At 71.8% G+C, this 13,821-nt stretch carries 7 protein-coding genes; 6 read left to right on the top strand and 1 reads right to left on the bottom strand.

From position 1 onward, the window contains the following. Window positions 1-359: 359 nt before the first annotated feature. A complete protein-coding gene (gene surE / locus LXT23_RS35735) occupies window positions 360-1,325 on the bottom strand; it encodes a 5'/3'-nucleotidase SurE (protein WP_253984874.1) in 966 nt (321 codons plus the stop codon). 187 nt (window positions 1,326-1,512) lie between these two features. Here surE and LXT23_RS35730 point away from each other — a divergent pair, with 187 nt between their 5' ends. From LXT23_RS35730 to LXT23_RS35705, 6 genes are all read left to right on the top strand, one after another. Next, a complete protein-coding gene (locus LXT23_RS35730; RefSeq protein WP_253984873.1) occupies window positions 1,513-3,561 on the top strand; it encodes a membrane dipeptidase in 2,049 nt (682 codons plus the stop codon). Window positions 3,562-3,717: 156 nt separating this feature from the next. After that, window positions 3,718-6,669 (top strand): DEAD/DEAH box helicase, encoded by a 2,952-nt coding sequence (locus LXT23_RS35725; protein WP_253984872.1) that lies wholly within the window; start codon window positions 3,718-3,720, stop codon window positions 6,667-6,669. 9 nt (window positions 6,670-6,678) lie between these two features. Next, complete coding sequence (ptsP, locus tag LXT23_RS35720; RefSeq protein ID WP_253984871.1) at window positions 6,679-9,186, top strand: phosphoenolpyruvate--protein phosphotransferase; 2,508 nt, start codon at window positions 6,679-6,681, stop codon at window positions 9,184-9,186. After that, on the top strand, window positions 9,183-10,139 hold the full coding sequence (pfkB, locus tag LXT23_RS35715) for a 1-phosphofructokinase (RefSeq protein WP_253984870.1): 957 nt from the start codon (window positions 9,183-9,185) through the stop codon (window positions 10,137-10,139). The genes ptsP and pfkB overlap by 4 nt, the downstream gene beginning before the upstream one ends. A gap of 26 nt (window positions 10,140-10,165) precedes the next feature. Further along, a complete protein-coding gene (locus LXT23_RS35710) occupies window positions 10,166-11,992 on the top strand; it encodes a PTS fructose-like transporter subunit IIB (RefSeq protein ID WP_253984869.1) in 1,827 nt (608 codons plus the stop codon). Window positions 11,993-12,004: 12 nt separating this feature from the next. After that, the gene (locus LXT23_RS35705) at window positions 12,005-13,819 is read left to right on the top strand and encodes a DUF885 domain-containing protein (RefSeq protein WP_253984868.1); all 1,815 of its coding nucleotides are present in this window, start codon (window positions 12,005-12,007) and stop codon (window positions 13,817-13,819) included. Window positions 13,820-13,821: the final 2 nt, after the last annotated feature.

Below are 13,821 nucleotides of genomic sequence, written 5' to 3'. Positions count from 1 at the left end.
GCGGACTCCTCATCCGCTACCTGTTCACTCTCCGCTTCTTCTACGCCGAATCCCCATGCGCTCCTCAGCCGGGGATACGCGTGCCACTCGCTCCACCCTTGCCCCAGGCCGATAAATCGACGGTCTGGGTGTCGGACAGGTTTGGAACGGCGGCCTCCGGCAGGCCCTGCCGGCGAAGCATGGCGCAATCCTGTCGGACAGTCGGACAGGTCTGGAGCGGCGGTCTCCGGCAGGTCCCCGGTGACTCAAAAGGAGCGTCATGCTTTCCAGCTGCGCAGGGCCCGTGCGAACTGCCTCGCCTTTTGCGCCCGGGTCTCTACTTCGGGATCGCAGGGCCGGAACCGGCGAACCGTCGCGGCCTACCGGCGCAGGCGCACGCGAAGCAGGGCCTTGAGGGCCGGATGGGACTCGCCGTCCACGGCGATGGGGGTGATGGAGATCTCCCCCTGCTCCAGGGCGGTGGTGTCCGCGTCGCGCTGCGTCTCCGGGGCGCACTCGGTGGCCAGGCCGCAGATGGGGCCCTGGGACACGTAGGTGTCGGGCTGGTTGGGGACGGGCAGGTAGCGCGGGCGCACCACCTCGGCGTGGCCGATGGAGGTGATGTTGGGGCCGCCCACCTGCGCGGGGTCGAAGAGGCCGGCCTCGTTCAGCACGATGGGGTAGTTGAGGTTGAGGGCCACGCGGTCCGGCAGGAGGCGCCCGTCCGGGCCCACCGTGTCACGCAGCTGGCCGACGAGGCCCGTCACGTAGCTGGCCACGTGGGGGGCGGCGGCAAGCGTCTGCGAGAAGCCGGTGCCGGAGTCCGCCAGGTTGAGGCCGATGCTCACCGCGATGGACGGCACGCCTTCCTCCGCGCCCGCCACCGCCGCGCCCACGGTGCCCGAGTGGTTCACCGCGCGCCCCACGTTCTGCCCGTAGTTCATCCCCGAGATGACCAGGTCCGGCGCCGCCTGGCCCGCGTAGGCGACGGACAGGCCGAAGAGGACGGAGTCCGCTGGCGTCCCCGTCAGCGCCCAGGAGGCCCCCGTGCCGGCGCCGCACGGGAAGGTGCCGCGCGTGGCGCGCATGAGGGCGTTGAGCGTGAGCGCGCCGCTGGTGCCGCTGCGGTCCACCGTCGGAGCGACCACCGTGACCTCATGGCCGGCGGCACAGAGCGTGTCCCGGAGGATGCGCATGCCCGCGCCGTTGATGCCGTCATCCGTCGTCAGGAGGATGCGCAGCGGGCGGGGCGCCTCGGGGGCCTTGTCCGTGGGCTCGGCCACGGCCTGGGTGCCCACGCCGAACACCGCCGCCGTCAGGAAGGAGAAGAAGCGATGGGTGTGCATGTGTCCCTCGTAGAAGTGTGACGTGCGCTTCCTGAAATGAACGCACCCAGGCCGCCGAAGTCGCATCGGTGAGGACGGAATCGTTTCATCTGAGTGGACAAGGATTGCGGGCCTCACGTGTCTTTCCGGTCACGTTCCACTATGAGAGTGGGGCTGTTCCTGTCTCGTAGTGAGAGGGAGTCCCCCCATGCCCGGAAGTCATCGTCTGGCCCGCCACGGAGCGCTGGCTGCGTTGTCCCTTACCCTTGGTCTGGGCTGTGGCCCGGTGCAGGACGAGCCGGTCCAACCCATCGCGGAGCCGCAGCCGGAGTCGGGCGCCGTGGTGTCGCAGCAGCTGGCGGTGCCGGGCTTCGCGGAGCTCCATCACCACATGTTCGCGGAAGAGGCCTTCGGGGGGGGCTGGTTCCATGGCGGCCACACCGGCTCGCTGACGAGCTGTGATGGTGGCCTTCCGGAGAGCGACCATGCCCGGGTTCGCATGGACCTGAGCAACATGCTCAACCTGTGTCCCAACTCCGGCAGCGTGGACCTGAGCGGCGTGCCCATCCTCTCCGCGTTCTTCGGCATCGGCGGCGCGGTGGCGTCCGAGTACATCGGCACCATCGAGGGCACGCAGGGCGACACCGGCATCCACCTGGGCCGCGCCACGGTGAACACGCAGTGGCCCCGCTGGGACACCATCGCCCACCAGCAGTCGTGGGAGGGCTGGCTGCGGCAGGCGCACCAGGGCGGCATGTCCGTGGTGATGGTGTCGCTGGTCAGCAACGAGTTCCTCTGCAAGGCGCTGCCGTACCAGAACCTCAAGCGGCCCTGTGACGAGATGGCGGACGTGGACGTGCAGCTCCAGATGGCCCGCGACTTCGACGCGCGGACGGACTGGGCGGAGATTGCCCTGTCGCCCACGCACGCGCGCAACATCATCAACTCCGGCCGGCTGGCGATGGTGCTCTCCATCGAGGCGAGCAAGCTCTTCGGGACGAAGGACTGGCGCACGGAGCTGGACCGGTACTACGCGCTGGGCGTGCGCTCGCTCCAGCCGGTGCACCAGCTGGACAACCGCTTCGGCGGCGCGGCGCTGCACAACGCCATCTTCCAGGCGGCGCAGTTCCTGGAGAACTGCCACATCGACTACGACTGCGGCGTGACGACGGACACGTTCACCCTGGGCTTCGACGTGTACCGGGACGCGGCCGGCAACTGCCGCAACACGAAGGGCCTCACCCCGGACGGACGGGCGCTGCTCCAGGCGATGATGACGCGGGGCATGCTCATCGACGTGGCGCACCTGTCCGAGAAAGGCCTCCAGGAGGCGTACACGCTGGCGCAGGCCAACGCGTACTACCCGCTGATGATTTCGCACGGCCACTTCCGCGAGGTGATGAACCCGGAGCTGGCGGACGACGAGAAGACGACGCCCGCGTGGGCGGTGAAGTACGTGCGGCAGACGGGAGGCATCTTCGGCCTGCGCACCGCGCATGACGAGACGCGCGCGTACACGCGGTCCGGCGTGGCCAACAGCTGCCATGGCTCCACCCGCTCGGTGGCGCAGGCGTACGAGTTCGGCCGCCAGGGCCTGAAGGTCCCCATGGCCTTCGGCGCGGACCTCAACGGCTTCATCCAGCAGACGCGGCCGCGCTTCGGCGACCACGGTGCGTGCTCGGCCGGCTTCCAGGCCGAGGCGGACGCGCAGTCGCGCCAGCAGACGCTGGCCGGCCCGGCGCGGCTGGGCACGTCCTTCGACGAGTTCGGGCTCGCGCACGTGGGCCTGCTGCCGGACCTGCTGCGCGACCTCGGCCGCGTGGGCGCGAACACCACGGGCCTGGCCGGCTCGTCGGAGACGTTCCTGAAGACGTGGGAGCGGGCGGGGAGCGCGCGCTCGGGCATGGCGGACGCGGCGGCGGACATCGACACCAGCGGCGTGGCCGCCTACGTGCCCAAGAGCACCCGCGAGGCGCAGTACCCCCTCCTGTGCGGTGAGCGCTACTCCCCGCAGTCCAAGGAGGTGGGCCAGGAATGCCGCTTCGACCCGGAGTGCGTGAACAACTCCTGCAACTCCGGGGACTGCGGCTCGGTGGGCATCTGCACCTGCAACAACGACGCGGAATGCGGCACCGGCCGGTACTGCGGCTACGCCCTCAACGAGGGCAAGTGCCAGAACAAGAAGGCGCGGGGCGCGTCCTGCCTGTACGGGCGCGAGTGCCTGTCCGGCTCGTGCAGCTGGCTGTCCTGCCGCTGAAGTCCTGCCGCCCCCAGGTCCTGGCCGGTGCCGAGTGCCGGCCAGGGCCGCGCGGGTGACAGGTCGCGCTGTGTCCTGGGGGCGCCTGTCCAGGGGAGGGGCGTCCTCAACGCCGTTGCGCGGTCCACCTCCGGGGCGTAGGGAAGCAGCGCACCCATGTCTGCGACCGCACAACTGCTCGAAGCCGTCCGGAAGGAAGCCAAGCCCGGCATCTGGACCAATGGAGTCAATCTCGCGCGCACCGGCGCCGTCGTGCTCCAGGCCCAGAAGGCCGGGGAGCTGGAGCTGAGGGTGCGGGCCAAGGGCCGCCCGGTCGCCCTCACGGTCGTCCTGTATCCGAACGACGACGCCTGGGAATGCGACTGCCCCAGCCTGGTGGACCCGTGCGAGCACGTGGTGGCGGCGGCCATCTCCATCCAGCAGGCGGAGAAGCAGGAGACCCCGCTGGAGACGGCGGCCGCGCGCTGGTCCCGCGTCGTCTACCACTTCACCCGCGCGGACGGAGGGCTGCAGCTGCACCGCTCCCTCGCGCACGCGGACGGGAAGGAGGAGCCGCTGGAGGGGAGCCTGGCCTCCGTGGTGGCCCAGCCCGCGAAGGCCGCCACGCTCCAGGTGGAGCAGGCCGACCTGCTCACGGACCGCATCCTGGAGCAGCGCCGCACGCGCGGCACGCTGGCGCCGGAGACGCTGGAGGCGGTGCTGAAGGTGCTGGAGAACGCGCGCAACGTGCTGCTCGACGGGCGCCCGGTGGCCGTGTCGGACGAGGTCGTCGTCCCCCGGGCGCTGGTGGAGGACCGGAACGGGCAGCTCGTGGTGACGGTGACGAAGGACCCGCGCGTCGTCGAAGTCGTCAGCCCCGGCGTCGCGCTGTTCGGTGACGCGCTGGCCCGCCTGGGCGAGACGTCGATGACGGGCGCGTGGCTGCAGAACCTGCCCATCGTCCGCACGTACGCGTCCGAGCAGGTGGGGGAGCTGACGTCGAAGGTGCTCCCTGAGCTGGGCCGGCGCATGCCCGTGGACATGCGCAGCCGGCGCCTGCCGCCGCTGGACCGTGACCTGCGGCCGCGAATCCTCTTGGAGCTGAACCAGCTGGAGTCGGGGCTGTCCGTGCTGCCCACGCTCGTGTACGGCGCGCCGCCGTCGGTGCGAATCGACGCGGGCCGCATGGTGTACCTGCGCGGCGCGGTGCCGCTGCGCGACGAGGCCGCGGAGCAGCGGCTCATCCACCAGCTCCGGGACGAGCTGAACCTGGTGCCCGGCCGGCGACTGACGGTGCAGGGCCCGGAGATGGTGCGCTGGGCGGACAAGCTGCGGCGGTGGCGCGGCGACCTGGCCGGCGACGCGGCGGGCGTGGTGAGCCCGGACGTGCGGCTGAGGCCGTTGCTCCAGGTGGACTCCGCCGTCACCGGCAATGGCGTCCCCGACGTGCGCTTCACGCTGGAGTTCCAGGTGGAGGGCGCGAAGGGCGAGGTGAAGGCCGTGGACGCCGCTGCCGTCATCCGCGCGTGGACGGAGGGGCTGGGGCTGGTGCCGCTGGACGGCGGTGGCTGGGCGCCGCTGCCCCGCGCCTGGCTGGACAAGCATGGCCAGCGCGTGGCGGACCTGCTGGCCGCGCGGCAGTCGGATGGCAAGGTGTCCAACCACGCCCTGCCGGAGCTGACCGCACTGTGCGAGACGCTGGAGCAGCCGCCTCCGCCAGGGCTGGACCGGCTGGCGCCCCTGGTCCAGGGCTTCGAGAAGCTTCCGGCCCCCGTGCTTCCTGGGGACCTCGTCGCGACGCTGCGCCCCTACCAGCTGCAGGGCGTGAGCTGGCTGGGCTTCCTCCGGGGCGCGGGGCTGGGCGGAATCCTGGCCGACGACATGGGCCTCGGAAAGACGCTCCAGACAATCTGCGCGCTGGGACCGGGCTCGCTCGTGGTCTGCCCCACCAGCGTGCTGCCGAACTGGGCCGCGGAGCTCAAGCGCTTCCGCCCGTCGCTCAAGGTCTGCGTGTACCACGGGCCTGGGCGCGCGCTGGATGCGTCCGCCGACATCACCCTCACGACGTACGCCATCATGCGCCTGGATGCCGCGGTGCTCGGGGCGAAGACGTGGGACGCGCTGGTGCTGGACGAGGCGCAGGCCATCAAGAACCCGGACAGCCAGGTGGCGCGCGCGGCCTTCGGCCTGAAGGCCGGCTTCCGGCTGGCGCTGAGCGGCACCCCGCTGGAAAACCGGCTGGAGGAACTGTGGAGCCTGATGCACTTCACCAACCCCGGCCTGCTCGGCGGACGGCGCCACTTCGCGGACAAGGTGGCCCAGCCCATCTCCGAGGGCCGGCCCGGGGCCGCGGAGGGACTGCGCCGGCGCATCCGGCCCTTCGTCCTGCGCCGCCTCAAACGGGACGTGGCGCCCGAGCTGCCGCCGCGCATCGAGTCGGTGATGCACGTGCAGCTGGATGAGCGCGAGCGCGCCGTCTACGACTCGGTGATGGCGGCGACGCGCAAGGAAGTGGTCGCCCTGCTCAACGAGGGCGGCAGCGTGCTGAAGGCGCTGGAGGCGCTGCTCCGGCTCCGCCAGGCGGCCTGCCACCCGGCGCTCGTCCCGGGCCAGCGGGCCAACACGTCCTCCAAGGTGGAGACGCTGGTGGACGCGCTGGAGACGGCGGTGTCGGAGGGCCACAAGGCGCTGGTCTTCTCGCAGTGGACGTCGCTGCTGGACCTCATCGAGCCCCAGCTCAAGGCGACGGGCATCGCCTTCGAGCGGCTGGACGGGACGACGGTGAACCGCGGCGACGTGACGTCGCGCTTCCAGTCACAGGAGGGCGCACCCGTTCTGCTGATGTCGCTCAAGGCCGGCGGCACGGGCCTCAACCTCACCGCGGCGGACCACGTCTTCCTGGTGGACCCGTGGTGGAACCCGGCGGCGGAGGCCCAGGCGGCGGACCGGGCGCACCGCATCGGTCAGGAGCGGACGGTGATGGTGTACCGGCTCGTCTCGCAGGGGACAGTCGAGGAGCGAATCCTCGGACTCCAGGAGAAGAAGCGCGCCATCTTCGAGGCGGCCCTCAGTGACGCATCCGCCGCGACCGCCATCACCCGTGAGGACCTGCTCGAGCTGTTCTCCTGAGGAACGCCAATGCTGACACTCACCAAGACGCATGTCCGCCTGGGGCAGTCCGCCGCGAGCAAGGCGGAGGCCATCCGCCTCGTCGGGCAGACCATGGTGGAGGCGGGCTTCATCGAGCCGGGGTACATCGACAGCATGCTCCGGCGCGAGGGCGTCTCCGCCACGTACCTGGGCAACGGCATCGCCATCCCCCACGGCACGCCGGACGCGCGCGACCTGGTGAAGCGGACGGGCGTGGTCGTCGTCCAGTTCCCGCGCGGCGTGGACTGGGGCAAGGACGGCGCGGCCCGGGTGGTGGTGGGCATCGCCGCGCGGTCGGATGAGCACCTCCAGGTGCTCGCCAACCTCACGGGCGTGCTCGGGGACGCGGCGAAGGCGGAGGAGCTGGCGCGCACCCGCGACGCGGGCCTCATCGTCGTCACGCTCAATGGCGCCTCCGCCGCTCCGGAGCCCGTGGCCTCCACGTCCCCGCTGGCCACCGAGGGGCCCTTCATCCAGGTGACGTCGCCCGCGCCGCATGGCATGCACGCGCGACCGTCCACCGCGCTCGTCGAGGTGGCGAAGCGCTTCCGCTCGGACATCACCGTCCACTACGGGCAGAAGTCGGGCAGCGCGAAGAGCCTCATCTCCCTGCTCCAGCTCGGTGCCACGGGTGGGGCGCCGCTCATCATCACCGCATCGGGAGCGGACGCGGAGGCGGCGCTGGGTGCCATTCGCGCGGCGTTCGAGGCCGGCCTGGACGAGGAGGTGTCGCTCCGGCCCGCCGCGTCCGCCGCCGCTCCCGCCCCGGCGGCGCGGCTGGACTATGACGGGCAGATGGTGGCGGGCATCTCCGCCTCTCCGGGCATCGCCTCCGGGCCGGCGTGGCTCTTCCAGCACGAACGGCTGGTGGTGGCGGAGAAGGCGCCCGACCCGGCGCGCGAGCACGAGCGGCTGGCGCAGGCGCTGGCCGGCGCCATCGCGGAGCTCCACAACCTGCACCAGGAGTTCTTCAAGAAGGCCGGCGCCACCCGGGCCGCCATCTTCAAGGCCCACCAGGAGCTGCTGGACGACCCGGAGATGGTGACCGAGGCGGGCCGCCACATCGACGGTGGCGCGAGCGCCGGCTGGGCGTGGCGGCGCGTCTACGAGGAGCGGGCGGAGGCGCTCGCCCGGCTCCCGGACCCGCTGCTGGCCGGGCGCGCGGGCGACCTGCGCGACGTGGGCCGCCGCGTGCTGCGCATGCTGGCGGACGTGGTGGAGGGCGTGGCGACGCTGCCGGACCACCCGGTGGTGCTGCTGGCCGAGGACCTGGCCCCGTCCGACACCGCGAAGCTGGACCCGGCGATGGTGCTGGGGCTGTGCACCGTCGGGGGCGGGGCCACGTCGCACACGGCCATCATCGCCCGCTCGCTGGACATCCCCGCCGTCGTCGCCGCGGGGCCGGCGGTGCTGGACCTGGTCAACGGCGAGGACTGCATCCTCGACGGGGACGGGGGCGTCCTGGTGCTGAGGCCCTCCGCGAAGGACCAGGCGCGGGCTGCGACGTGGCGCGAGCGCGTCCGAGAGCAGCGCGACGCGGAGAAGCTGGACCGGTACAAGCCCGCGATTACGCGGGACGGGCGCCGCGTGGAGGTCGCCGCCAACATCGGGTCGGCGAAGGACGCGCAGAAGGCCGTGGACGCCGGTGGCGAGGGCGTGGGCCTGATGCGCACGGAGTTCCTCTTCCTCCAGCGCGAGGACCCGCCGGGAGAGGACGAGCAGTACGAGGCGTACCGCACCATGGTCCGCGCGCTGAACGGGCTGCCCATCATCCTGCGCACGCTGGACATCGGCGGCGACAAGCACGTGCCCTACCTGTCGCTGCCGGCGGAGGCCAACCCGTTCCTCGGCGTGCGCGGCATCCGCCTGTGCTTCGAGCGGGAGGACCTGTTCCGCACGCAGCTGCGCGCCATCCTCCGCGCGTCGAAGGAGGGGCCGGTGCGCATCATGTACCCGATGGTGGCCACGCTCGCCGAGCTGCGCAGGGCCAAGGCCATCACCGAGGACGTCCGCCGCGAGGTGGGCGCGGCCCCGGTGGAAACGGGCATCATGATCGAGGTCCCCTCGGCGGTGATGCTGGCCGACCAGCTCGCGAAGGAGGTGTCCTTCTTCTCCATCGGCACCAATGACCTGACGCAGTACGTGCTGGCCATGGACCGCGAGCACCCGGTGCTGGCGCCCCAGGCGGACGGCGTCCACCCGGCCGTCCTGCGCATGGTGGACCTGACGGTGAAGGCCGCGCGCGGGGCCGGCATCTGGGTGGGCGCGTGCGGCGGCGTGGCGGGAGACCCGGCGGGCGCCATCACCCTGTCCGGGCTGGGCGTCAGCGAGCTGAGCGTCGCCATCCCCACCATCCCCGCCATCAAGGCGCTGCTGCGGAGCGTGTCGATGAAGGACCTGGAGACGGTGGCACGGCAGGCGCTCGCCTGTGAGGGCGCGGCCGAGGTGCGGGCGCTGGTGCGAGGCCTGCTGGCCAGGGCCGGGGAGGGCGCATGACTCCCACGAGGCCCGGCATCGTGACGGTGAGCCTGAACTCCGCCATCGACCAGACGCTCGACTGTCCGGGCTTCACGGCGGGCACCGTCAACCGCGTCGTCTCCGAGACGCGCACCGCGGGCGGCAAGGCCATCAACGTCGCCGCCTTCCTCGCCGGAGGGCCCACCCCCGTCACCGTGGCGGGCATCCTGGGCCTGGACAACACCCACCTGTTCGACGCGCTCTTTCGCGAGCGCGGCATCCACGACCGGCTCCTGCGCCTGCCCGGCTCCAGTCGCGTCAACATCAAGGTGGTGGACCGGGAGGGGGGCGCAGTGACGGACCTCAACCTTCCCGGGCTGAAGGTCTCCGACGAGGCGCTGCAGCGACTGCTGGAGAAGCTGGAGGGGTTGGCCCGTGACAACGGCTGCTTCGTGCTGGCCGGCAGCCTGCCGTCCGGTGTGCCGGAGGACGTCTACGCCACGCTGACGGCGCGGCTGCGCGCCCGCGGATGCCTGGTGGTGGTGGACACCAGCGGCGCGCCGCTGCGCCACGCGGTGGGGGCGAAGCCGGACTTCGTGAAGCCCAACGCGCACGAGCTGTCGGAGCTGCTCGGGCGCCCGCTGCCTGACAGGGCGGATGTGGTCCGCGCGGCACGGGAGCTCCACGCGACGGGGATTGGCCTGGTGGTGGTGTCGCTGGGAGGGGAGGGCGCCATCTTCGTCGGGGCGGAGGGCGCGCTGCTGGCGGTGCCTCCGCGCGTGGAGGTCGCCAGCACGGTGGGGGCAGGGGACGCCATGGTGGCTGGCGTGCTGGCCGCGCGGCTGGCGGGGGGCTCGCTGGAGGCGTGCGCACGGCATGGCACCGCCTTCGCGGCGGGCAAGCTGGCCCAGGTGGGGCCGGTGCCGCCGTCCCCGGAGCGGGTCAAGGCGTTGAGGCGTGAGGTGGTCATCCATTCCCTGGGCAGCGGCTGAGCCCGGACGACGAGGACGCAAAGACCATGGCGAAACTGGTAGCCGTCACCGCCTGCCCCACGGGAATCGCCCACACGGTCATGGCGGCCGAGGCGCTGCGCCGCGTGGCGGCGCTCAAGGGACACGACATCGCCGTGGAGACGCGGGGCTCCGAGGGCGTGAGCGCGCCGCTGGACCCGGCGGCCGTGGCCGCGGCGGACGTGGTCATCGTCGCGGCCGACATCACCGTCGACGAGAGCCGCTTCCAGGGCAAGCAGATCATCCGGACCTCGACGGCGCTGGCCATCCGGGAGACGGGGCACATCATCGACGAGGCCGTGGCGCGCGCGGCACGTTCCCCGGCCTCCACGCCCCCCGTCGCCGCCTCGACGGAGCTGTCGGTGGCGACCGCCACGCCGGTGACGGTGCTCCCGAAGCCCGCGCCGGTGCCCGGTGGCTCCGGCCGGCTGGTGGCCATCACCGCCTGCCCCACGGGCATCGCCCACACCTTCATGGCCGCCGAGGCGCTCACGCGCGCCGCGAAGGCGAGGGGCTACGACATCAAGGTGGAGACGCAGGGCTCGGTGGGCGCGAAGAACACGCTGACGGCCGAGGAGATTGCCGCCGCCGACGCGGTCATCATCGGCGCGGACACGCACGTTTCCACCGATCGCTTCGCCGGCAAGCGGCTCCTGAAGACCTCGGTGGGAGAGGCGCTGAAGCAGGCGGACTCGGTGGTGACGCGGGCGCTGGCGCTGCCGGCCCCGCCCGCGGGCGCCAGCGCGGCGGAGGCGGTGGTGGAGTCCGGGGCCCGTCCGAAGGGGGAGCCCTCCGGGCCCTACAAGCACCTGCTGACGGGCGTGTCGTTCATGCTCCCGTTCGTGGTGGCGGGCGGGCTCGTCATCGCGCTGTCGTTCATCTTCGGCATCGAGGCCTTCAAGGAGGAGGGCACACTCCCCGCGGCGCTGATGCGCATCGGCCAGGCGGCCTTCTCGCTGATGGTGCCCGCGCTGGCGGGCTACATCGCCTACTCCATCGCGGACCGGCCGGGGCTGGCGCCGGGCTTCATCGGCGGCATGCTGGCGGGGCAGCTCGGCGCGGGCTTCCTGGGCGGCATCGTCGCGGGCTTCCTCGCGGGCTACGTGGCGCGCTGGCTCCGCGAGCACATCCGCCTGCCCGCCAACCTGGAGGGGCTCAAGCCCGTCCTCGTGCTCCCGCTGCTCGCCTCGCTCGTCGTCGGGCTGCTGATGGTCTACGTGATTGGCGCGCCGGCCGCGGCCATCATGAACGGGCTGACGGGGTTCCTCACGGGGCTGAGCGGGACGAATGCCATCCTGCTCGGCCTGCTGCTGGGGGCGATGGTGGCGGTGGACACGGGCGGGCCCGTCAACAAGGCGGCCTATGCCTTCGCGGTGGGCCTGCTGGGCTCCAACACCTTCACGCCGATGGCCGCGGTGATGGCCGCCGGCATGACGCCACCGCTGGGCCTGGCCCTGGCGACGGTGGTGGCCCGCAGCCGCTTCACGCTCCAGGAGCGCGAGGCCGGCAAGGCCGCCGCCGTGCTCGGCCTGGCGTTCATCACCGAAGGGGCCATTCCCTTCGCCGCCAAGGACCCGCTGCGGGTGATTCCCTCCATCGTGTTCGGCTCGGCGGTGACGGGGGCCCTGTCCATGTGGTTCGGCTGCGCGCTGCGGGCTCCCCACGGCGGCGTGTTCGTGCTCGCCATCCCCAACGCGGTGCAGCCGGTGGGCCTGTACCTGGTGGCCCTCCTCGCGGGCACGCTGGCGACGACGCTGGCGCTCATCGTGCTGAAGCGCCCGCTCCCCGAGGAGCCGGTGCTGGTCTCAGGTGAGCCCCCGCGCATCCCGGGGTAGAACGGGGCCCGAATGACTGGACTGCGCGCAGCACTGCTCCTTGCCCTGGGGTTCCTCGCGATGCTTCCTTCCACCACCGACGCCGCCCAGAAGCGCGACGCCACCGCCACCGCGCTGCACGCGCTCATCCAGCGCGAGTGGCAGTACCAGCTCGAGCACAGCCCCACCTACGCCTCCGTGCAGGGGGACCGCCGCTGGAACGACAAGTGGGATGACCTGAGCCTCGAGGCCATCGAGGCGGACCACCAGCACAACGTCCAGGTCGTCGCGCAGCTGAAGAAGCTGGACAGCAAGAAGCTCTCCGCCGCGGACCAGCTCAACTACGACCTGTTCCTGCGCGACTACGCGCTGTGGGTGGAGGAGCACCGCTTCAAGACGCACCTGATGCCGGTGACCCACATGGGCAGCCTCCCCGAGGGCATCAAGCAGCCCCCGGGCATCCAGACGGCGTACCAGCTCGCGGACACGCTGCGCTTCGACACCGTCCAGGACTACGAGGAGTGGACCACCCGGCTGAAGACCTTCGGCACGTACGTGGACCAGGTGATGGCGCTGATGCGCGAGGGTCTGCGCGAGGGGCACGTCCACCCGAAGGTCGTCCTGGGTCGGATGCCGCCGCAAATCGAGAAGCAGCTGGTGGACGACCCGGTGAAGAGCGGCTTCTACAGCCCCTTCAAGCGCTTCCCGTCCAGCATTCCCGCCGCCGAGCAGCAGCGGCTGGCCACCGCCGCCCGCGCCGCCATCTCCCAGGGCGTGCTGCCCGCGCTGAAGCGCTACCACCAGTTCCTCACAGGGGAGTACGTGCCGAAGGGCACGGAGCAGGTGGGCAGCTGGCAGCTCCCGGACGGCGGCGAGCGGTATGCCTTCCTCGCCCGCAAGTACACGACGACGGAGCTGACGCCCGAGCAGATCCACACGCTGGGGCTGGCCGAGGTGAAGCGCATCCGCGCGGAGATGGAGGCGGTGAAGACGAAGGCGGGCTTCCAGGGCACGCTGCCGGAGTTCTTCCGCTTCCTGCGCACGGACCCGCGCTTCTACTACCGCACCGGGGACGAGCTGCTGATGCGCTACCGCAGCCTCGCCAAGCGCATCGACCCGCTGCTGGTGAAGCTGTTCAAGACGCTGCCCCGGCAGCCGTACGGCGTGGAGCCCACCCCGGAGGCGATGGCGCCGGACGTGACGACGGGCTTCTACTACCCGGCCGCGACGGACGGCTCTCGCCCTGGCACGTACCTGGTGAATCTCTACCGCCCGGAGACGCGGCCGCGCTGGGAGATGGTGCCGCTGACGCTGCACGAGGCGGTGCCCGGCCACCACCTGCAGACGGCGCTGGCCGTGGAGCAGACGGCCATGCCCGACTTCCGCCGCTTCGGCTACCACGTGGCCTACGGCGAGGGCTGGGCGCTGTACTGCGAGACGCTGGGCGACGAGCTGGGCCTCTACGACGACCCGTACGACAAGTTCGGCCAGCTCGCGTACGACATGTGGCGCGCGGTGCGGCTCGTCGTCGACACGGGCATGCACGTCAAGCGCTGGACGCGGCAGCAGGCGCTCGACTTCTTCATGGAGAACTCGCCGCGCCAGGAGCTGGACGTCACCAACGAGGTGGACCGCTACATCGCCTGGCCGGGACAGGCGCTGGCCTACAAGATTGGCCAGCTGCGCATCCGCGAGCTGCGCACCCGCGCGGAGCGCGAGCTGGGCGCGCGCTTCGACCTGCGCGAGTTCCACGACGTGGTGCTGCTGGACGGCTCCGTGCCGCTGGACGTCCTGGAAGGCAAGGTCCAGGCGTGGGTGGCTTCGCGGAAGGCCGCCGCGAAGCCCTGAGC

The organism is Pyxidicoccus xibeiensis (genome assembly GCF_024198175.1).
Taxonomy (GTDB): domain Bacteria; phylum Myxococcota; class Myxococcia; order Myxococcales; family Myxococcaceae; genus Myxococcus; species Myxococcus xibeiensis.
This window is presented reverse-complemented; position numbering and strand designations above follow the sequence as displayed.